Source organism: Synergistaceae bacterium (assembly GCA_031272035.1).
GTDB lineage: Bacteria > Synergistota > Synergistia > Synergistales > Aminobacteriaceae > JAISSA01.
Genome location: JAISUO010000060.1, coordinates 1 through 19,948 on the forward strand (window position 1 = coordinate 1; position 19,948 = coordinate 19,948).

At 54.6% G+C, this 19,948-nt stretch carries 21 protein-coding genes; 16 read left to right on the forward strand and 5 right to left on the reverse strand.

Annotation, left to right across the window (positions count from 1 at the left end):
- The 9 genes from LBR61_07450 to LBR61_07490 form a co-directional block, all read left to right on the forward strand.
- A partial coding sequence (locus LBR61_07450; protein MDR1731914.1) for a hypothetical protein occupies nucleotides 1-344 on the forward strand: 344 nt, incomplete at its 5' end.
- A gap of 209 nt (nucleotides 345-553) precedes the next feature.
- Nucleotides 554-1,249 (forward strand): ATP-binding cassette domain-containing protein, encoded by a 696-nt coding sequence (locus LBR61_07455; GenBank protein ID MDR1731915.1) that lies wholly within the window; start codon nucleotides 554-556, stop codon nucleotides 1,247-1,249.
- Nucleotides 1,236-2,132 carry an ABC transporter permease gene (locus tag LBR61_07460; GenBank protein MDR1731916.1) on the forward strand — a complete coding sequence of 299 codons (897 nt, stop codon included), beginning with the start codon at nucleotides 1,236-1,238 and terminating at the stop codon, nucleotides 2,130-2,132. The genes LBR61_07455 and LBR61_07460 overlap by 14 nt, the downstream gene beginning before the upstream one ends.
- Before the next feature lie 36 nt (nucleotides 2,133-2,168).
- The gene (locus LBR61_07465) at nucleotides 2,169-3,398 is read left to right on the forward strand and encodes a peptidoglycan DD-metalloendopeptidase family protein (GenBank protein MDR1731917.1); all 1,230 of its coding nucleotides are present in this window, start codon (nucleotides 2,169-2,171) and stop codon (nucleotides 3,396-3,398) included.
- 33 nt (nucleotides 3,399-3,431) lie between these two features.
- Entirely contained in the window at nucleotides 3,432-4,685 is a 1,254-nt protein-coding gene (locus tag LBR61_07470; protein ID MDR1731918.1) for a peptidoglycan DD-metalloendopeptidase family protein, read from the forward strand.
- 137 nt (nucleotides 4,686-4,822) lie between these two features.
- Entirely contained in the window at nucleotides 4,823-6,106 is a 1,284-nt protein-coding gene (locus tag LBR61_07475; protein MDR1731919.1) for a S41 family peptidase, read from the forward strand.
- Between the two features lie 11 nt (nucleotides 6,107-6,117).
- The gene (locus LBR61_07480; GenBank protein MDR1731920.1) at nucleotides 6,118-7,404 is read left to right on the forward strand and encodes an adenylosuccinate synthase; all 1,287 of its coding nucleotides are present in this window, start codon (nucleotides 6,118-6,120) and stop codon (nucleotides 7,402-7,404) included.
- Nucleotides 7,405-7,490: 86 nt separating this feature from the next.
- A complete protein-coding gene (locus LBR61_07485; GenBank protein ID MDR1731921.1) occupies nucleotides 7,491-7,970 on the forward strand; it encodes a GNAT family N-acetyltransferase in 480 nt (159 codons plus the stop codon).
- Nucleotides 7,967-8,281 carry a hypothetical protein gene (locus tag LBR61_07490; GenBank protein MDR1731922.1) on the forward strand — a complete coding sequence of 105 codons (315 nt, stop codon included), beginning with the start codon at nucleotides 7,967-7,969 and terminating at the stop codon, nucleotides 8,279-8,281. Before LBR61_07485 ends, LBR61_07490 begins: the two co-directional genes overlap by 4 nt.
- On the opposite strand, the gene LBR61_07495 is transcribed toward LBR61_07490, so the two are convergent.
- Nucleotides 8,256-8,867 carry a cytidylate kinase-like family protein gene (locus LBR61_07495; GenBank protein ID MDR1731923.1) on the reverse strand — a complete coding sequence of 204 codons (612 nt, stop codon included), beginning with the start codon at nucleotides 8,865-8,867 and terminating at the stop codon, nucleotides 8,256-8,258. The genes LBR61_07490 and LBR61_07495 overlap by 26 nt on opposite strands.
- Before the next feature lie 274 nt (nucleotides 8,868-9,141).
- On the opposite strand from LBR61_07495, the gene LBR61_07500 reads away from it, so the two are divergent.
- The 7 genes from LBR61_07500 to LBR61_07530 all read left to right on the forward strand — a co-directional run bounded on the left by LBR61_07500 (nucleotide 9,142) and on the right by LBR61_07530 (nucleotide 14,109).
- Nucleotides 9,142-10,173, forward strand: coding sequence for a hypothetical protein (locus LBR61_07500; protein ID MDR1731924.1), 1,032 nt, complete (start codon nucleotides 9,142-9,144; stop codon nucleotides 10,171-10,173).
- A 97-nt stretch (nucleotides 10,174-10,270) separates the two neighbouring features.
- Nucleotides 10,271-10,840, forward strand: coding sequence for a 2-oxoacid:acceptor oxidoreductase family protein (locus LBR61_07505; protein MDR1731925.1), 570 nt, complete (start codon nucleotides 10,271-10,273; stop codon nucleotides 10,838-10,840).
- Nucleotides 10,837-11,148 (forward strand): 4Fe-4S binding protein, encoded by a 312-nt coding sequence (locus LBR61_07510; GenBank protein MDR1731926.1) that lies wholly within the window; start codon nucleotides 10,837-10,839, stop codon nucleotides 11,146-11,148. The genes LBR61_07505 and LBR61_07510 overlap by 4 nt, the downstream gene beginning before the upstream one ends.
- The gene (gene porA, locus LBR61_07515) at nucleotides 11,148-12,332 is read left to right on the forward strand and encodes a pyruvate ferredoxin oxidoreductase (protein MDR1731927.1); all 1,185 of its coding nucleotides are present in this window, start codon (nucleotides 11,148-11,150) and stop codon (nucleotides 12,330-12,332) included. Before LBR61_07510 ends, porA begins: the two co-directional genes overlap by 1 nt.
- Before the next feature lie 3 nt (nucleotides 12,333-12,335).
- Nucleotides 12,336-13,265, forward strand: coding sequence for a pyruvate ferredoxin oxidoreductase (locus tag LBR61_07520; protein MDR1731928.1), 930 nt, complete (start codon nucleotides 12,336-12,338; stop codon nucleotides 13,263-13,265).
- 167 nt (nucleotides 13,266-13,432) lie between these two features.
- Nucleotides 13,433-13,762, forward strand: coding sequence for a type II toxin-antitoxin system RelB/DinJ family antitoxin (locus LBR61_07525; protein ID MDR1731929.1), 330 nt, complete (start codon nucleotides 13,433-13,435; stop codon nucleotides 13,760-13,762).
- 5 nt (nucleotides 13,763-13,767) lie between these two features.
- Nucleotides 13,768-14,109, forward strand: coding sequence for a type II toxin-antitoxin system RelE/ParE family toxin (locus tag LBR61_07530; protein ID MDR1731930.1), 342 nt, complete (start codon nucleotides 13,768-13,770; stop codon nucleotides 14,107-14,109).
- A gap of 181 nt (nucleotides 14,110-14,290) precedes the next feature.
- Here the strand turns inward: LBR61_07530 and LBR61_07535 are convergent, their stop codons facing one another.
- The 4 genes from LBR61_07535 to LBR61_07550 form a co-directional block, all read right to left on the reverse strand.
- Nucleotides 14,291-16,231 carry a PD-(D/E)XK nuclease family protein gene (locus tag LBR61_07535; protein ID MDR1731931.1) on the reverse strand — a complete coding sequence of 647 codons (1,941 nt, stop codon included), beginning with the start codon at nucleotides 16,229-16,231 and terminating at the stop codon, nucleotides 14,291-14,293.
- A gap of 17 nt (nucleotides 16,232-16,248) precedes the next feature.
- Entirely contained in the window at nucleotides 16,249-18,228 is a 1,980-nt protein-coding gene (locus LBR61_07540; protein ID MDR1731932.1) for a hypothetical protein, read from the reverse strand.
- An 11-nt stretch (nucleotides 18,229-18,239) separates the two neighbouring features.
- Nucleotides 18,240-18,962, reverse strand: coding sequence for a hypothetical protein (locus LBR61_07545; GenBank protein ID MDR1731933.1), 723 nt, complete (start codon nucleotides 18,960-18,962; stop codon nucleotides 18,240-18,242).
- Between the two features lie 63 nt (nucleotides 18,963-19,025).
- A complete protein-coding gene (locus LBR61_07550; protein MDR1731934.1) occupies nucleotides 19,026-19,697 on the reverse strand; it encodes a GntR family transcriptional regulator in 672 nt (223 codons plus the stop codon).
- Between the last annotated feature and the right edge of the window lie 251 nt (nucleotides 19,698-19,948).

The window sequence follows — 19,948 nt, forward strand, 5'->3', positions numbered from 1 at the left end:
CGCATCCGGAATATGTGTTTGTCTGGCGTGAAACGAGGCAGGTCGGAGCCGGAGGTGAAATCACGTACAAAAATAATGTGTATGTTCCAAAAGACGCGAAATGTTACCTGGGGACCCGAACGACGGCGGAAGTCCGTGAAACATTTACGGGGGAAGTCATAATTTGGCGTAAAGGACGTGCGATACTGCTCAAAAAGATTGAACGTACGGCACGCAAAGAAAAACCGGCGAAGGCTAAAGCTTTGAATTCACCATATAAACCTGCCGCGGACCACCCCTGGAGGAGATACTCTGCACACCGGGAACCAAACGATGCGCAGGTTGCGTCCAGTATGGTTGTTTAGCCTGAAACAGCCGGCGTTATTTTTCGTTCAGCACCGGCTGTTTCAAATCCTAAGCGGACATTTTCGCTGACGCTTGACAGGGAATGACAGCAGCCTTGAAGTTCGCCCCTACTATGAGATACAATTAACAAATTGAGGTCGGATAATATGGGCGGCGGAATTCCGTCCGGAAAAAAGCAACGGCGCCGGCGGGAGGAGAAATATTTCTGATGAAGATCAAATTTTCGGGCGTAACCAAGATCTTCAAGCCCGATATTGTGGCGTTGAAAGATGTCAATCTGGAGATCGGCAAGGGTGAATTCGTTTACATCGTGGGAGCCACGGGATCCGGCAAATCCACCCTTTTGCGCCTCATCACCCGGGAGGTTCTCCCCACGAGAGGCACGGTCATGGTGGGAGACGAGAACCTGCGGCGAATGCGGACGGGGGACATTCCCTACTACCGTCGTGACGTGGGACTCGTGGCGCAGGATTTCAAGCTGATTCCCCATCTTACGGTGTACGAAAACGTGGCGTTCGTGATGGAGGCCATGTCGATTCCTTCCTACATGGTTGAGGATCGGGCCATGATGGTGATTGAGCAGGTGGGACTGCTGCGCCGGCGCTATATGAAACCGCCCCAGCTTTCGGGGGGCGAGCAGCAGAGGGTGGCCATCGCCCGGGCTCTTGCCAACTCGCCGTCGCTTTTCGTGGCGGACGAGCCCACCGGAAACCTCGATTATCGAACCTCGACAGACGTCATGAAGATTTTGCTCTCCATCAACGCGGCCGGAGTGACGGTCATCATGACCACCCACAATCAATATATCGTGGATTCCTACCGTCAGCGGGTGGTGGAGCTGGACGGAGGACGCATCGTGAGAGACGAGGCCGCGGGGAGGTATACGCCGGATGACCACGCTTAAATACATTCTGCGGGATACGAGTCGGCTTCTGGTGAGACACTGGTTTCTGGGGATTCTGACCCTGATCACCGCGGCCGTGATGATGTGGATTCTGGGACTCACCGCCCTTTTTTCCCTGAACGTGCAAAATTTGCTCCAAAAACTGGAAAGCGAGCTGGTGGTTCAGGCGTACCTGCGCCGGGGCAGTGAGGTGGGGGCCGTGGCCGACCGCATCCGGGCCCTGGACAACGTGGCGTCCCTGAAGGCTTTTTCTCCGGAGGAATCCCTGACAAAACTGCAGGCCGGAATGGGCAGAAGTCAGTCCATCGACGCCCGCGCTCTGGACCTGATCGGAGAAAATCCCCTGCCCTGGAACTTCGAAATTCACGTGAAAAGCGCGCAGGAAGTTCCGGTTCTGGTTCGGACGCTGATGGCCATGGAGGAAATCGAGGACGTCATCTACGCCGGCATGGTGGTCGAACGGGTGTCGGCCATATCCCGGGTGGTTTCGAAGGCCGTGCTGGTGATGTTCCTGCTGTCCATCATGGTGACGTCTCTTGTGGTCTACAACACCATTCACATCTCGCTTTACTCCCGTCGGGAGGAAATCGGAATCATGTTCCTGGTGGGGGCCACCCGAAGCTACATCTCCACGCCCTTCGTGCTGGAGGGGACTTTTCTGGCGTTTATGGGCTCCGTGGTGGCGGTGATCGGCATCACGTCGGCCTATCTTCCCGGAATTCGTCTGCTGCAGCAGAGCCTTCCCTTCCTCAGCCTCCTGTCGGACAGCCGGACCATCGGTCAGTTCGGAGTCCTGCTGGTGGGTTTCGGCGCAACTCTGGGATGGGTGTGCAGCTGCATCGTCGTGACTCGTTTCATGAACTCCGTCACAAAACCTCTTTAAAAAAACATGTCCGCCCGGGAGTGCACCCTGTCAAAAATGTCCGCCCTGAGGGGAAACCGTGTTCTGTTTTCCGCGCTCCTTCTGGCGACGGTTTTTTTCGTCTTCGCGGAGGCCGGCAGGGTTTCAGCGGCGACCATGGCCGAGATCGACGCGCGTATCGCGGCCGAAGAACGCCGCCGAAAGGAACTGGATAAAAAACTGGAGGACTACAAATCTTCCATACAGCGGATGAACCGCAGGGCGGAAGGGCTTCTCGACCGCATAGACGACTTTAAACAGAAGGCCAGCGTCACCCAGCAGGAAATTTCCATCCTCGAACTCCAAATAAGCAAACTTCAAAAGAGCATCTCCTCTCTGAACGAGGAAATGACGAAAATCCAAAACAAAATAGACGTCCTCGTCGTCGAACTGAAACTCCGAATGGTAGATCTCTACAAATACGGAGCTTCCGAGGAACTGCAGCTGATTTTTTCGGCCCACAGCACCCAGGAAGTCCTCAATTTCCTTTACCTTATGGATCGCCTCGCTCAATACGACAGGTATCTGCTGGAACAGCTCCGGAACACGAAGCAGGAAATCGAGCTGTCCCGTCTCACGGTTCAGGACCATCGGGAAAGGCTCCAGAAGCAGGCTCAGGCTTTGACCGGAGAGCGACAGAAGTACAACACCACCATCAGCCAGACGAACTCCCTGCTGAACGACATCCGGCGTCAAAAGGCCCTGGCGGAAAAAACCGCCCGGGAAATGGAAGAAGCCCAGAAGGCCGCGGGAGAAACCATTCTGACCCTCATGCGCCAGAAAAAGGAACGGGAAGAGGCCGCCAGAAGAGCGGGAACCGGCAGGGGCAGCGTGGACTATCTCGTGGGGCGGGGACGCGGCAACATGTTCGACTGGCCCATTCGGGGGAAAATCTCCAGCCCATTCGGCTCCCGCATTCACCCCGTATTCAAAACGAGGTCCTTTCATTCCGGGCTCGACATAGCCGCCCCCAGAGGGACGCCCATCGGGGCGGGGGCGCCGGGAGAAGTGCTCTACGTGGGATGGATGCGGGGATACGGGCAGGTGGTCATCATCGACCACGGACGCAATTACTCCACTGTGTACGCTCATATGTCCTCTTCCCGGGTGAAGACGGGGGAAATCGTGCGGGCGGGAACCATCGTGGGAACCGTTGGAAACACGGGAACGGCCACAGGGTATCACCTTCACTTCGAGGTGCGGGTGGGCAGCTCGGCAAAAAACCCTCTCGATTATCTGAAGCGATAACTCCCAATGAGATTATAATAGGAGAACCTGACAATGAAGAGAGGTCTCGAAATGACCCCAAAGCTGAAAATCATCGGGGTGCTGCTCGCGGCTCTGACGTTTTCGGTATTTTTCACGGTCGGGGGATGGGCGGCGCCAGTGGAATCGGACCCGGATCTCGACGCGAAAATCGCGGAACAGGAACGAGCGAAAAACGAGCTGGACAAAAAAATTCGCCAGTACAACGAAACGGCCCAAAAGAAGGCCCAGCAGGCCCAGAGTCTTTTGGGGCGCATCACGGGGCTGCGGCAAAATTCGAAGATGGCGGAACAGGAAATCCGGCTTCTGGAGCTGAAATCCAGCAAACTTCAAAAGTCCATGGCCGTTCTGAACGAAGAAATGGCGGAAACGTCGAAACGGGTCAGCGCACTGGTGGTGGAGCTGAGAGCCCGTCTGGTCAGAATGTACAAATACGGCTCCCGGGAAGAACTGAATCTTCTGCTCTCCGCCGAAAATACCCACGAAGCCCTGGCCTTTGCCTACCTGCTGGCTCGTCTGGCCTATAACGACCGCGTCATCATCGACGACCTGCTGCATAAAATGTCGGAGCTGGAACAAAGCCGGCGCAGCCTCGAAAACAACAGGTCCCAGCTGGCCCGGCAAAGTCGGGAACTGAACATTCAGCAGGAAAAATACAACGCGTCCATCAGCGCGACCAACACGCTCCTCTCCGGCGTTCAGCAGGAGCGAAAAAAGGCGGAACAGGCCGCAAAAGAAATCGAACAGGCTCAAAGGGAAATCGGACGTACGATTATGGCCCTGCAGAAGCGAAAAAGAACCAGGGAGGAGGAACTTCTCCCTCAAACCGGAGGCAGAGCGGCCCCCGCCCCCAAAGAATACACCTATCTCGCCAGGGGATCCATGCTGGAATGGCCGGTCAAAGGTCAAATCACCAGTCCCTACGGCCCGCGGGTACACCCCGTGCTCAAGACGAAATCCTTCAACTCGGGGATCGACATTCTCGCCGCGGCCAACGCTCCGGTCAGGGCCGCCGGACCCGGGGAAGTGCTCTACGAGGGTTGGCTTCGAGGTTTCGGACAGGTGGTCATCATCGACCATGGAAACAATATCTCCACCGTCTACGCACATATGAGCTCCACCCATGTCAAAGAGGGAATGGCTGTCAATACGGGATCCATCGTGGGGACGGTGGGCAATTCGGGAACGGCGGAAGACCCCAGCCTGCACTTCGAGGTCCGTGTGGGAGAGGCAGCCAAAAATCCTCTGGACTATCTGAAAAAAAGCTGAGAGGAGAAAAACGAAGCGTGAGAGACGAGTGAATGTTAAAATGACGTTTGTTTTAATTTGCGGACGAGGCCAGGCGGACGGGATCAGGTTGAAAATACGCAGTGCGGGAAGAGTAAAGGGAAGAAGGTGTGGCGGCAATGAGTGCAAAAGAAATGTCCGGGCCTGAAAAAAACAGATCGAATGAGAAAAAACTGTTGTACGCCCTGTTGGCGGTATTGGCCGTTGGGGTGATCCTTTGTCTCAGAAGCCCGGCGATCCTTCCGGCCGGGGCTGCGGATGTTTCCGACTTCGAGCGGGTGTCCCCGTTCAGCGCAAAATCCCTGTGGCTGGTTCGTCAGGCGCGGGCCATCATCGAAAACTATCAGGTGGACGCTGACACGAAATCCATCACGGAGGAACAGCTCGTTCAGGGCGCAATCAAAGGGATGGTGGAATCCTGGAAAGACCCCTATACGCGTTTCGTGGCGCCCGACCAGCTTCGCGAAGAGGAAATCGAGATGGAGGGGCAGTACGGCGGGCTCGGGATGTACATTGGAGACCGGGATGGCAGGATTCTGGTCATCAGCCCGATAGAGGACACCCCTGCGGACCGGGCGGGCCTGAAGCCCATGGATCAGATCGTCAAGGTGGGCGACGAGGTGGCTTTGGGATGGGACTCTCAGGAGGTCGTCAAGCGTCTGCGGGGTAAACCGGACACCGCCGTCACCATATGGATTCGCCGCGAAAACGAAGAAGAGCTGCTGAAGTTCGAGATGGTGCGGGAGATCATCAAAATCAAATCGGTGCGGTACGAAATGCTCTCGGACGACATCGGCTATCTTCGCCTGACCCAGTTCAAACAGAAAACCGACAGGGAAGCGGAGGAAGCTCTGAAGACCCTCATCGACGGCAACGCGAAGGGACTGGTTCTGGATCTCCGCAACAACGGAGGAGGACTGCTCAACGTCTGCGTCAACATCAGCAGCATGTTCCTGAAGGGCGGCTCCATCGTGGGTACACGGGGACGGGTGGAAAAGGCCAACGAAGATTATTACGCGGATCCGGCCAAATATCTGACCGACCTGCCTATGGTGGTTCTCATCAACGAAGGCAGCGCCAGCGCGTCGGAAATTCTGGCGGGAGCTTTGGGGGACCGGGACAGGGCCATTTTGGTGGGCAAAAAGAGCTTTGGCAAGGGTTCTGTTCAAACGCTGTTCAATCTGACGGACGGGTCAGGCATTTACGTGACCATCGCCCGTTATCACACCCCCTCCGGCAAGGTCATCGACCATGTGGGGCTCACTCCCAACGTGGAAGTGGAGGGACAGATGAACAGGGACTATGTAAAGGACGCGCAGTTGCAGCGCGCTCTGTCCGAACTGAAAAAACAGATCCTGAAGACACAGACGACAGCTTCTTCAGGTGCCCGAAAGAAGAGTTAGGGGGCTACGACGTGAAAGGCAAAGTGGATATTATTGTCGGCGCTCAGTGGGGCGACGAAGGCAAGGGAAAAGTTGTAGACATGATGGGGTCCGACATCGACGTTTTCGTTCGATACCAGGGCGGGGCCAACGCGGGCCATACCGTCATCGTCGAGGGAAAGAAGATCGTCTTTCATCTGCTGCCCTCGGGGATGCTCTATCCGGGAAAGCTCTGTATGCTGGGCAACGGGGTCGTTATGGAGCCCGAACAGATTTTGCAGGAACTGCACGAACTGCACGAACGTCATCAGGATCGGGCGCGTCTCGTTATCAGTCCCGCGGCCCATGTGGTGATGCCCTATCATAAAATTCTCGACAAAGCCCAGGAGGCGTTCCGGGGCAAAGGTCACATGATCGGCACAACAGGTCGGGGCATCGGTCCCTGCTACGTGGACAAATTCGCCCGCAGCGGGCTTCGCGTGGCGGACCTTCTCGACGGAGACCGGTTGAGGGAACTGCTTTCCGCCATTCTCGAAGAAAAAAATCAGCTGCTCACCAAAATGTACGGCGAAAAACCTCTGGCTATGGACGAAATTTACGAACCGGCCCTGAACTGGGGTAAGGCTCTGGCCCCCTACGTGGGGGATACCGTGGGCCTTCTGCACGACGCTCTGGACGAAGGGAAGCGCGTGTTGCTGGAGGGAGCTCAGGCGACTCTGCTGGACATCGACCACGGAACATATCCCTACGTGACCAGCTCCTCCACCTCGGCAGCCGGCGGTTTTACGGGAACGGGGCTGCCCATTTCCTCCGTGGATCGCGTGATCGCCGTGGTCAAAGCCTACACCACCCGGGTGGGAGAAGGCCCCATGCCCACGGAAGATAAAGAGGAAATCGGAGAAACCCTGCGAACCAAAGGGGGAGAGTTTGGAGCCACCACCGGGCGTCCGCGCCGCTGCGGGTGGCTGGACATGGTGGGCCTGCGTTACGCGGTACGCCTGAACGGCGCCAGCGCCATCGCTCTCACCAAACTCGACGTTCTGACGGGGATGAAAGAAATACAGGTCTGCACAGCCTACGAGCTGAACGGGACGAAAGTGGATCGTTTTAACCCGGCGGCCAGCGTTCTGGGGGAATGCCGCCCTCTGTACGAATCGATGCCGGGATGGCAGGAGGATATTTCGGGCTGCACCACCTTCGAATCCCTGCCCGCCGCGGCGCAGGCCTACGTCCAATACATCGAAAAGCATCTGGATACTCCGGTGAAGCTGATCGGTGTTGGCGGAGACCGGTTACAGACGATCAATCGGGGCCTTTAGCCCTGTAAAAAACTCTGCGCCTCGCTCCTCGCCGCCGTATCACCCTGACGCGTCCGGAGCGAGGTCCTTTTTTCGAAAGAGATACGATGATTCTCACCGACATCCGTTTTTGTACAACAGAAGACATCGATCAAATTCTTCAGATCGATCGAACTTCGCCGTGGCCCTGGCCGGAAAAAGTCATCCAGCAGGATCTCTCCGACAGAAGCGGAGAAGTGACCTATCTGGGAGCTTTTTCCTCCCTGGGAGACAGGCTTTTGGGGTACGCGGTCCTTGGCGAGGAAAAGGGAGAGGGGTTGCTGATGAACCTGGTGGTCATTCCGGAATACCGGCGGCAGAGCATCGGGCAACAACTCGTTTTCGCCGTGGGAGAATGCGCGGAAAGCCTTGGGTTTACCAGACTGTCCCTGAGGGTCCGCTATTCCAACCACGGGGCGCTCAAACTCTACAGAGGTCTGGGCTTCAAAAACGACGCCAGACGCGAAAGTTTCTACAGTGACGGAGACATGGCCTATTTCATGAGTCGAAGTCTGCCCGTTTCGCTTCAGGAAGACAGACGGCCGTGAAAAAAACGGGAATGCCCTCCGGCGGGCTTCATGAAAAAAACAAAGAATCTCACTCCTCAAAAGCCTATATTCCCTTTGAGGATGGCTCCGCAATCGCCTTCGACGGCATAAGATTCACCATCCACAAACGCCCGGTGGAGATCGACGCGGATCTCAGCACGCTCACCGACGGTCAGGCCGCCGCCGCCTGGCGGGAGCACCGGAGAGAAATTGTCCGGGCTTTGGAGTCCGCCTGGTGGAAGCTGGAAGAACGCCGCAAACACGAGGAAACCAAAAAGGTATATTCTAAACTGCCTGTACCGCCGCACTGATCACCTTCACCGCGACGTCAATACCCGTAAAGCTGGTGTTGAGAGAGAGGTCATAGGACTTCAGGTCTCCCCACACCTCGTTTGTATAATGCTCGTAGTAGTTTTTTCTTCCCTTGTCCACCTGGGCGATCTGAGCTTCCACTTTGTCTTCAGCCATGCCGTAGTCCTCAACGATACGGCGGCAGCGATCTTTAACGTCTCCATAGAGGAACACCCGAAAAAGTCTCGGGCGTTCACGCAGGATATAATTTGCGCAGCGTCCTATGATGACGCAATTTCCCTGCTCTGCGATCTCCTCAATGACCTTCGACTGCGCAAAAAAAATCTGATCGCTGATGGGGACGCTGACCTGAGAAAACATACTCGTCGAGACATATCCGCCGATCGACAGATTGAACAGAAATTTACTGCGGGCTTCTTCTTCCGCGTTTTCGAAAACCTGCGGATCCAGTCCGCTTTTTCCCGCAGCCAGGCTGATCAGCCGGCTGTCATAGAAAGTGAATCCCAATTTCTCGGCAAGTCTCTCCCCTATCAGCCGTCCTCCGCTTCCAAATTCTCTGCTGATGGTGATGACGAGATTTTCCATGACCTCTCCCCCTTCCTTTTTGTTTCATGCCAATCAAATTCCCATGTCGTCTTAAATTATAATACACAGAACCGTACGGGGAAAAAAGATGCTTTTTATTGAAATTTCCTGGCGTATTTTGCCCGCGAAGAATATATTTCCCCCGTCTTCCCGATTACTTTTTGTTTGTTTTCGTTATATGATTGTGCCGTTGTATCAGACTGGCGTCACGCGTAAAAATTTTTCCGTTGAAAAACTGCACGATTATCACTGTTGAGGGTGGAGGTGTATGGTTATGTCCAAAAAAATCACAAAACAACTGATTGTAACAGGGTTATTGTTGATGTTCTGCCTGCCTGCTGCAGCGGCGGACCTTCCCGCCAGCGGAGACGTCGACGGCCGTCTGCATGAGCTGGACAACCGTGCGGAGGCTCTGACAAAACGCGAGAATGAAATCAAAGCTCAGGCCGAAGCTCTGACAAAACGGGAATCCGACGCCAAAGCCAAAGAAGAAGCTCTGACAAAGCGCGAAGGTGAACTGAAAACCGGGGAAGATAACCTCTCCCGGCAGACAAACGACGCCAAAACCAAAGAGGAAGCCCTGGCGAAGCGCGAGAACGAAATCAAAGCTCAGGCCGAAGCCCTGACAAAGCGGGAAACCGACGCCAAAACCAAAGAGGAAGCCCTGACAAAACGCGAGAACGAAGCCAAGGCTCAGGCCGAAGCCCTGACAAAACGGGAAACCGAAGCCAAAACCAAAGAAGAAGCTCTGACGAAGCGCGAGAACGAAACCAAAGCTCAGGCCGAAGCTCTGACAAAACGCGAAACCGACGCCAAAACCAAAGAAGAAGCTCTGGCAAAGCGCGAGAACGACTCCAAAGCCAAAGAGGAAGCCCTGGCAAAGCGCGAGAACGAAATCAAAGCTCAGGCCGAAGCTCTGGCAAAACGCGAAACGGAACTTCAGGATCGTGAAAAAACTCTCGCTCAGCACGAAACGGACCTGAACGCCAGAGACGACGCCCTGAAAGCGCGCGAAGCCACTTTTGAGTCCCGCATTGCAGCCCAGTCCCGCCAGGAAGCCGAAGCGAAAGCCCGACGTGAAACTCAGGCAAAACGTGAAGCTGCGGAGCGAAAGGCGGACAGCCAGCGCAAAGCTCAACTGTCGGAAGCCGCCGCGCTGGTTCGGGCCGGAGACAGGCTTGCGAAAGACAGACGCTACGCGGAAGCTCTGCAAAAATACGAGCAGGCCTGGCGCATTTCTCCGTCGGAAGAAACGGGCATCCGCAGGGACAACGCCCGTCGCGCGGCGGCAGAGGCAAAAAAATAGCGCAAAACGCCTTTTTCCTTTAAACTGGAGAAACTGTTAAAATGTGAATTGTCATTTTATATTGTATTTTGCAGAAAGAAGGTAGAACATGGCGAATATGATCGAAATACGTTGGCACGGGAGAGGCGGACAGGGAGCGAAAACAGCGTCGCTTTTGCTGGCGGACGCGGCGTTCAACACCGGTAAATTCGTTCAGGGTTTCCCGGAATACGGGCCGGAAAGGATGGGCGCGCCCATCACGGCCTACAACCGGATCAGCGACGAGCGATGCACGATCCACTCCAACATCTATGATCCGGACTACGTCGTCGTCGTGGACGCAACTCTTCTTTCGGCGGTCGATGTGACCAGGGGGCTGAAACCCAACGGGGCCATCATCATCAATTCCGACAAATCGCCGGAAGAACTGCGGCCGCTGCTGAAGGGATACACCGGTAAGGTCTGCACCATCGACGCCGCGAAAATTTCCGAGGAAGAGCTGGGGCGGAACTTTCCCAATACGCCGATGCTGGGCGCGGTGGTCAAGGTCAGCGGAATCATCCCGGAGGAGGAATTTGCCGCCGACATGGAGGGGTCGTTCAAACACAAATTCGCCACGAAACCTCAGGTCATCGAGGGGAACATGAAGGCGCTGAAACGATCGATGAAAGAGGTGAAGGGACTGTGAGTAAATACGTACCGGCTTCTCAGATCAACGACCAGGTCACCTGGCAGGACATCAGCCCTGGCGGGGATATTCGCGAGAGCGGCAACGCGACGCTGGTAAACACCGGAAACTGGCGGACGATGATCCCCACTTACGTTGAGTCGAAGTGCAAACAGTGTATGCTCTGCGTGCCGGTCTGCCCGGATGTATCAATTCCGGTCAAGGACGGCAAACGCCTGAACTTCGATTACGAGCACTGCAAGGGATGCGGCATCTGTTACAAAGTGTGTCCTTTCGGCGCCATTACCTTTGCAAAGGAGGAAAAGTGATGGGTATCCGCGAGCGACTTTCCGGCAACGAGGCCGTGGCCTTTGCCATGAAACAGATTAACCCGGACGTCATGGGAGCCTTCCCGATTACGCCCTCCACCGAAATTCCTCAATATTTTTCTCAATATGTGGCCAACGGCGAAGTGGACACCGAATTTGTGGCCGTGGAGTCGGAACACAGCGCCATGTCCTGCTGCATCGGCGCTCAGGCCGCCGGGGGACGGGCCATCACCGCCACCTCCTCCTGCGGGCTGGCCTTCATGTGGGAAATGCTGTACGTGGCGGCGTCCTGCCGTCTGCCCATCACTCTGGCCTGCGTCAACCGCTCTCTTTCCGGCCCCATCAATATCAACAACGACCACAGCGACTCCATGGGCGCCCGAGATTCCGGCTGGATTCAGCTCTACGCCGAAACCAATCAGGAAGCCTACGACAACTTCTGCATGGCCATGCGCATCGGCGAGCATCCCGACGTTCGCCTGCCGGTCATGACCTGTCAGGATGGATTCATCACCTCCCACGCCATCGAAAACATCGACCTGCTTGAGGACGACAAAGTCAAAGCCTTCGTCGGAGAATACAAGCCGGAATGCTCCCTTTTGAACGGTCCTCTCTCCATCGGCCCCTACGACACCCCCGCCTACTTCATGGAGCATAAATATCAGCAGGCTCTGGCCATGAGAAACGCCAAAAAAGTCATTCTGGACGTGGCAAAGGAGTTCAAGGCCATTTCCGGACGGGAATATGGCCTCTTCGAGGAGTACCGGATGGACGACGCCGAGCGGGCCATTGTCCTCATCGGCTCCAGCGCGGGAACGGCCAAGGCCATGGTCAACGAACTGCGGGGCAAAGGCGAAAAGGTCGGGCTGATAAAACTGCGTTCCTTCCGCCCATTCCCCTCGGCGGAGCTGGCCCATGCCCTTGCCAAAATGAAGGCGGTGGCCGTTCTGGACAAGGCCGAAAGTTTTTCGTCGGCGGGAGGTCCGATTTTCGCCGAGACCCGCAGCGCCTGTTACAACCTTCCCAACGCTCCTAAAATGGTGAATTATATCTACGGTCTTGGCGGACGGGACGTCAAGGTGGAAGACATCGCCTTCGTGTACAATCGGCTGGCCGAAATCGTAAAAACAGGTTCTGAGGGCGATGTGTATCGTTATCTCGCCGTGAGAGGGCAGGAGGTATAAATCATGGCTTACGATCTGAGACAGGAACTTTCCAAGCCGGAACGAATCTCCGGCGGACATCGGATGTGCGCCGGCTGCGGCTCTCCGGTGGCGATTCGAGGCGTGCTGCGGGCGCTCAATCCCGAAGATAAGGCGGTCATTGGCGTGGCGACGGGATGTCTGGAGGTTTCCACCATTATGTATCCCTACACCGCCTGGAAGGACAGCGCCATCCACACCGCGTTTGCCTGCGCCGGAGCCACCACCAGCGGCGCTGAAGCCTGCTACAAGGCGTTGAAAAAGAAGGGTAAAATCAATGAGACCCGCAAATTCATCACCTTCGGCGGTGACGGCGGGACCTACGACATCGGTTTCCAGTCCCTTTCCGGAGCGATGGAGCGTGGACACGACATGGTTTACGTCTGCTACGACAACGAAGCGTACATGAACACGGGTATTCAACGGTCCTCCTCGACGCCTCTTTTCGCCGACGCAACCACGTCCCCGGCAGGTACGGCCATAGCCGGCAAACAGCAGATGAAAAAGGACCTGACGGAGGTCATGGCGGCGCACAACATCCCTTATGTGGGCCAGACCACCTTTGTCGGCAACATGAAAGACCTTCACGAGAAGGCTCATAAAGCCATTTATACGCCGGGAGCCGCCTTTTTGAACATCATGGCCCCCTGCCCTCGGGGCTGGCGCTACCCCACGGAAGAGCTGATGAACATCTGCCGGCTGGCGGTGGAAACCTGTGTCTGGCCTCTGTACGAAGTGGTCGAGGGAAAATGGATCCTCTCCTATCAGCCCAAAAAGAAACTGCCGGTGGAGGATTATCTTCGGCCCCAGGGACGTTTCGCCCACCTGTTCCACAAGGGCAACGAGTGGATGATCGAGTCCTGGCAGAAAGCCGTCGACAAAAAGTGGGAGACGCTGCTCAAAAAGTCGGCGTAATCCAAAGACTCTAAAGAGGCGTGACTGCGGTCGCGCGATTGCTGTCGAAAAAATCCGGCAAGATGTCCCCTGACCTCTCAGGGGAATATCTTGTCGGAAAACTGTGCGTCAAACGTATTTATAATGTGTAAAAATCGGTATACAATAAGGCCAAAGGGGGGACCGCTTTGGCGCAGGCTACCATAAACGTGAGAATCGACGAAGACGTGAAGAAATCCTTTGACGCTTTTTGCGCGGAAGTGGGGTTGAATGCGTCTGTCGCTGTGAATATGTTCATCCGCGCCGTCCTCAGATCCCGCAGTATTCCGTTTGAAATCACGGACGCGATGGACGATGTTTCAAAAGAAGAGGTATTGGCGCAAGCCCTTCGCGCGACCTTGCTCGCACGGCTCAAAGAGGGTGAGGAAGCGGAACGCTGGATCGGTCATGAAACGGTGATGCGGGACGCGCGTAAAATCGTGGGCTCGGCTCGCGGTTCAAAGCAGACGGATATGTAATTGTAATGCCGAAATACAAAGTCGTTTATTTGGAGTCCGCTCGGCGCGACATCGGAGAAGCTGTTTTCTACATAGCGGACACTCTGCGAAACCCAGCTGCGGCGGAGAGCCTTCTCGATTCGATAGACGAAAAAACGCGCATTTTACGCGAGGGACTTTGGAAAGGACAATCTCTGAAAAATCATTCAAGCGGATTGTTTGCTGACGTCGATTTGAGTTGGTGCCGCGTGAGGAATTACTACCTCTTTTTTAGGATCGACGAGCGAGAAAAAGTGATTCGTGTCTATCATTTTTCGCATAAGCTGCGAGGTTTGGCGCACGTCCTCAAAGAAACAGAATCTTTTTGAGTGCCGCAGGTTGGGTTCGAGTGTAAATTCCAAGCCTTCCCGAATTAACACGGGAAGGCTCTTTTTATCGCCGTCCGGTTCATACCAATTTGAAGTAAAAGGCCTAAAGTTAGAATAGCTAAAAGCAATGATATTCAAACATTAGCTTCTTCATTAACACTCGATTGAAAGCAAATTGGCATCACTCCGTGAAGAACTCCCGACCCAACAAATCCGTCGAGGCCAGCGGTCCCTGGAGGCGCTGTATCGGAATACTGCCCCCCACAAGCATGTCCCCGTTCCCCAAAAGAGACTGGGCCTGCCCAACCCCCTCGCCCAGGATAATCTGACTGTTGGTTTGACTGGTCACTTTCAGGGCGACGCGCAACTGCAGGTTCGCCTTGATGACGCCGGTCACCACTTTGGCGTCGGGGCGCTGCGTCGCCAAAATCAGGTGAATCCCGGCGGCCCGCCCTTTTTGACATATTCGCTGCACGGAGGTTTCCAGAGCCTCGCGGGTCTGTTTGGTGATAATCATGTCCGCGTACTCGTCGATAAGGATCACGCGCCGTTTCAGCCTGTTGGCGGCTTTGGCGTTGAAAGCGGTGATATCTGAAACTTCCATGTTTTCCATCAGAACATAGCGGCGTTCCATTTCTTCTGTTGCGGAACTGAGAGCCTCCAGAGCGGCTCCGGTGTCCAACAGGAGACTCCCCTCCTCAAGACAGCGGAGGTTTTTCATGTCCGTGAAGGTAACTCGTTTGGGGTCGATCAGGCTGAAATTCACACTGTCCCGGGGGGCGCACAGAAGCAGAGAAATCACAATCGAGCGCAGAAGGACACTTTTGCCGCTGCCCGAAGTTCCGCCGATCAGAATACTGGTCATCATCGGATCGGCAAGGTCCACCCACAGGGCTTTTCCTTCAATGTCCAGTCCCAGAGGAAACGCCGCCTCCGACTTCGGGCGCGTGTGTTCTCCCTTTTTCAGGAGGTCCGTCAGGCTCAGACCCTGTCTCTCTTTTCTGGGAATATCGACACTGACGTAACCGTTCTGAGCCTGGATCAGCGGCTGGGTGGCAAGGCCCATATGGACCCGCAGATCATCGGCAAGCCCTTCAATTTTTTGTACTCTGGCGCCCTTCTTTATGTCCGGCTTCACCTTCAGACGGATAAAAGCCGGACTGTAAAGACAGCCCTCATCCGAAACATAAACGTTACAGGCCTGCAGGACACTGAGCAGCTGGGTCATGCGCTCCAGCCCCTCGCCGAAATCCTCGTCCTGCGTCGGCAAAGAGGAACGTTCACCCCATTCCTGGTCACATCGGGCGTCATAAGGGCACAGAGAGCACAGCCCTGAGTCGGCCGCCTGGGGAAGGGGCAGGCGTTTTTCCAGGACCTGCCTCGCCGTTTCGAACAGATACGGAAGATTGCCCATCATCGTTTTGACATCGCCGGAGGCAAAACTGCAGGGCGCGTCGTCTTCCAGACCGATGAGTTTCACGGCAGGGACGATTCCCGCAGCGGAAGAAACCAGCCACGCGTAAAGGAGGGTTTGCGAGAGTCCAACCGTCACATCCGGCATTTTGAAACCCTTGAACTCAAACAAAACGGCCTCGCCCGCGTCTGGATTGAAGAGCAGAGCATCGTATCGGCCGGTCACCTTCAACACCTGCCCGTCAGGAAAGGCCCAGACCCCCTTCAGAGTTTTTTCCGGGCTGTGGAAAACCGCGTTCAGACGCTCTTCAGGGGAGGAAAACAGCGAGGGAATATCCAACAGAAAATCAGCCAGACATTCGACCCAGAAGGTCGTCGCCCGGGCTATGGCCTGAACCTGAAGGGACGTCAGTTTTTTACTGTGAGTCATCAGAAAAGAAGAAAAATAATGTTCCCGCACCAGGTCGTTAAGGCGTTTATTAAGATTTTTCTGCCCGCCGGCAAAGACTTTTATCAGAGCCTGACGGCACGGGGACTCTCCATCCGCCGCGTCGGAGTGGAACCTGCCGACAATTTGGCTGTGAAAAAGCGAGCCATAGGAGACTTTTTTCTTTCCGGCACTCCCCGCCTGCCAGGCGTTCTTTTCCCCCTGTTCCTGAAAAGCCAGCAGCCTTGGACAGCGCTGACAAAGGGACAATGCGGTAACCACAATTTTCTGTTCCATGGTTATTTCAGCATGACGAGCCTGTCGTCCGTGCTCTCATACAATCTGAAGCGCTCATCACGCTTACTGATGAACTCCAGCAGCAGGTCATACGTGATCTGATCTCCGCTTTTCACCAGCTGACCCAGCAAAATCGTCACGGTCATGAACTGCATCGATGATTTTTTGAGGATGGAAATAATTTTTTTTTCCAGACCCGTTTTTCCCAGAGGCATATCCGGAGGCGTCACCGCAGGAGGGTTAGTGATGGGGGCCTCCACGGGAGGAATCTCCAAAAAATTTTTATTGAAGTCTTTTTTCATATAAAGTGAAAATTCTTCCTCTGTGGCGGGACGAAAACCAAACGCGGGCGGCAGGAGAATATCCCCGGCTTCCAGCTTAAAAATCAACGAGGTCAGCCCATACCAGTCGATGGCCCGAGAATGATCCAAAAACAGCGTCAGTCCGCGCCTCGCGTCAAAATCATCCTTGACCTCATGGACTTTTTTCCATCGTGTCCTGTCCTTAAAAACACAGCGCTGATCCATAATATAGTAACAGCGTCCGTCCGGATTTTTTTCCAGGAAGCTCACGCCCCGCCTGAAAGCGGCCTCCACCGTTTTGGGATGTTCGGCGGTGTTGATGATAAAGGCGCAGGGCGCTTCAAGGTTTTCCTCAATTCGCACTTTTCCCGCCAGCGTCACAAATTTGTCGGGCCCGGCAGCCAGCTCTCCATATTCAGGCCGGCTCTGCAGCCAGGCCCGCAGAGCCCTCGACAAACGCTCCGTATCCGGCGGCCACACGTCGAAATCGGCCGCAACCTTGCTTCGTTCGCGCCGATATTCGTCCGCGAAAAATTTGACGACGTCCGCTTCTTCCGGAACCGCCGGCCCCTGTTTTTCAGGGTGCCGGATAACGTCATTGGCAAGTTCGATCACCTGACGAGGGGGATAACCTTCCTTCAGTTTATTCTCCAGCCGGGTCATCAGCCACTGATATTTCTCTCCGGCGTCGTCCGGGAACCTGCGTTCAACTCGAATTTTCAGAAGTTCCTGAGCCTGAACGACCGAGCAGCCCTGCAGACGTTCCACATTATTTTTCAGCCGCTGAATTACAGCCTGGTCAAGGTGAGGGACAAAACGCTGGTCCCAGGTTCCGATACGAACAAAGGCCAGCGGCAGAATGCTGCTCACGTCGTTGACCAAAAAATGGATCATATCCCCGAAAGCCTGAAGCACTCCTGTATCTTTCATCCCATCAAGCTGATCAAAACAGAGGATCATCGGCATGGAACAGTATTCAAGCAGCAGACCCATAGATAAAATGAGATCGTGAGCTTCTTCTTCCAGTTCATAATCGTTCATCGACGAGCGATCGGGCAATTTGAGCACATCGGTACAGTCCTGATCGACGCATCCCTGAAGCCAGCGCAAAATCAAACTCCGTTTCTTTTTGTCACGATAATCGGAAACGGCCTTCAGGAGGCTCTCACTGAGGTCCGGGTAACGGTTTTTGAAATAGTCTTTTCCGGTACTTTCAAAGTTAAATCCCACGTGATCTTCCCGATAGCGCTGCAGAATTTTCGTCACAAAATACTCGAACTGCGGAATTTGCGGGTGCTTGCCCGGAGAAGACCTGTCCGAAACACGAACTCTCGCCAGGTTGACCGCAATCTCGCGCAGAAGATGACGCATGGGTTTTTGGGGATTCAGCAGGGGTTTCACGGAGACAAACGCAGCCGAAATGTCATTTTGTCGGGTGTAATCCAAAAGGCGTTTCAAAAAATGCGTCTTGCCCATTCCTGAGTCGCCCAGAACAAGGCCCGCCATCGAAATTCTCGGATTCTGATTTTTTGCCTGAATCAAACGGCAAATATTTCCATAGGCCGCCTGATTCAGGGATGCCACGTCAGGGTCCTGATTTTCCCAGGGAGCGGCCGCCGTTCCGGAGGAAAAGGGATTGTTCCGGGACAGCTGATCCCGGATAACATCGAAAGTGTCCATTGTAGTCTCCATTATTGCCGCCACATCATCGTCAACATGCGGAAATTGTTTTCATCCACGAAACTCGCCTGAAGCTCATCGGGGGTGAAGTAATCCGTATCTCCGCCCTGCAGCTGCAATTTTCCCGCATCTCGGAGCCGGCGCAGCATTGCGTCAAATTCTTTTTCAGGCCAGTTCAGACGGCGGCGCATGTCACAAATACGCACGTAGAATTTTCCCCGCTCCAGTTCCTGAAACGCGGCCCGGAACTTTTCTTCGGAAACGTCCGCCACCGGCGGCACGGGTTCGGGCTGTTCCGCTTCAGAGCGTTTTTCTTCAGACCGAAATGCCGTGTTGTCCGCGGGATAGAGTTTCAGGTTGTAGTTATCGCCAAGCCGCACCTGAACCTTACCCTGTTCCAACAGGCGATTCAGGACGGAAATAAACTCTTTTTTGGAGAAGGGAATGTTCACTGCCATCTGGCCGGGACTTTTGCCGGAGCGGCTCTGAACGACGCGAAACAGCAACTCGTCTTCAGTCTGTTTGAACGCGAGATAATCCGACCGGCCGCCTTTTTTCACCATTAAAACATTTCCCAGGTGCGGAGTGAGCACCTCTTTGATTTCGATATTTGCAGGCTTTTTTTTGTTCGTCAGGTTTTTTTTCAACGAATCCGGCAGACCGCTCAGTGTTACGAAATCCCTGTGATTCTTCTTCAAAAATTTCACCAGTTCATCCGTAATGTTTAAATCCATCGTGCATCCTCCCCGTTTCTCGTTTTCTCTGAAGATCATCATACAATACCTGAGTGAACTTCTCTATTCCTCTTTTTTCGGCTCGTCCCCGCGCTGCTGCTGAAGACGGTCCTTGATTTCGTCCCCCGTCCGGAGCAGGTGTCTGCGGTTGATTTCCCAGGCGGTTTCGCGGTCTCCGGCAATGAGCGCGTCGATGATGAGAAGATGGTCGGCATGGGGAGGGTAGGTTTTGGGTCTGTACCTGAGGACAATGCTGCTCCTCATTTGCATGATTCCGTACAGTCGGTCGTAGAGCCGGATCATCAAATCGTTGGCGCCGAAGGAAATGATCCTGCGATGCAGGGCTATGTCCGCCTGGAAGTAGGCGTGGAGATCGTTTTTCTCGTAAGCTTCCGTCAACACGCGGCGAGCGTCGAGGAGCAAGTCTTTTTCCTCTTCGGTCAGTCTCCGGAGGGACAGAATCGTATTGCGCTCGAACAAAAGGCGTATCTCGGTGAGCTCATCGATGTCCTTCGTCGTGTATTCCATAACGAACGTGCCCTTGTTCGGGACGTTGTAAATGAGCCACTCTCCGGCAAGCAGGCGCAAAGCCTCCCGTACGGGAGAACGGCTCACTCTGAGCTCCGCCGCGATCTCCTGCTCGAAAATTTGCTGCCCGCATTGATATTCTCCTCTGAGGATTCGCTGTTTGAGAATATCATAAATTTGATCCTTGATTGTATGCACGATTTTCATTTCAAAATCACCTGTCCAAACAGCCTGCTCGCCTGAAATTGCGCAAGCGCTCTTTCTCCACAGCCCTTTATTATCTCACATTTTTAGAGTCTGCCGCCGCCTCCGTGCAGGTCATACCGCCGCCCAGGACGCAGCTCCAATGGGCAAAGTAAAAAATAAGTGCTATGCATGGATATGAACCAGATTACGTATTACAATATGCTTACAATATTGAAGGAGGTTGTGGCTATGGGCGATACGATTAACCTTAG

Coding starts and splice junctions, on each gene's coding strand:
- LBR61_07455 (MDR1731915.1), top strand. CDS start 554: ATGAAGATCAAATTTTCGGGCGTAACCAAGATCTTCAAGCCCGATATT.
- LBR61_07460 (MDR1731916.1), top strand. CDS start 1,236: ATGACCACGCTTAAATACATTCTGCGGGATACGAGTCGGCTTCTGGTG.
- LBR61_07465 (MDR1731917.1), top strand. CDS start 2,169: ATGTCCGCCCTGAGGGGAAACCGTGTTCTGTTTTCCGCGCTCCTTCTG.
- LBR61_07470 (MDR1731918.1), top strand. CDS start 3,432: ATGAAGAGAGGTCTCGAAATGACCCCAAAGCTGAAAATCATCGGGGTG.
- LBR61_07475 (MDR1731919.1), top strand. CDS start 4,823: ATGAGTGCAAAAGAAATGTCCGGGCCTGAAAAAAACAGATCGAATGAG.
- LBR61_07485 (MDR1731921.1), top strand. CDS start 7,491: ATGATTCTCACCGACATCCGTTTTTGTACAACAGAAGACATCGATCAA.
- LBR61_07495 (MDR1731923.1), bottom strand. CDS start 8,867: ATGGAAAATCTCGTCATCACCATCAGCAGAGAATTTGGAAGCGGAGGA.
- LBR61_07500 (MDR1731924.1), top strand. CDS start 9,142: ATGTCCAAAAAAATCACAAAACAACTGATTGTAACAGGGTTATTGTTG.
- LBR61_07505 (MDR1731925.1), top strand. CDS start 10,271: ATGATCGAAATACGTTGGCACGGGAGAGGCGGACAGGGAGCGAAAACA.
- porA (MDR1731927.1), top strand. CDS start 11,148: ATGGGTATCCGCGAGCGACTTTCCGGCAACGAGGCCGTGGCCTTTGCC.
- LBR61_07520 (MDR1731928.1), top strand. CDS start 12,336: ATGGCTTACGATCTGAGACAGGAACTTTCCAAGCCGGAACGAATCTCC.
- LBR61_07530 (MDR1731930.1), top strand. CDS start 13,768: ATGCCGAAATACAAAGTCGTTTATTTGGAGTCCGCTCGGCGCGACATC.
- LBR61_07540 (MDR1731932.1), bottom strand. CDS start 18,228: ATGGACACTTTCGATGTTATCCGGGATCAGCTGTCCCGGAACAATCCC.
- LBR61_07545 (MDR1731933.1), bottom strand. CDS start 18,962: ATGGATTTAAACATTACGGATGAACTGGTGAAATTTTTGAAGAAGAAT.
- LBR61_07550 (MDR1731934.1), bottom strand. CDS start 19,697: ATGAAAATCGTGCATACAATCAAGGATCAAATTTATGATATTCTCAAA.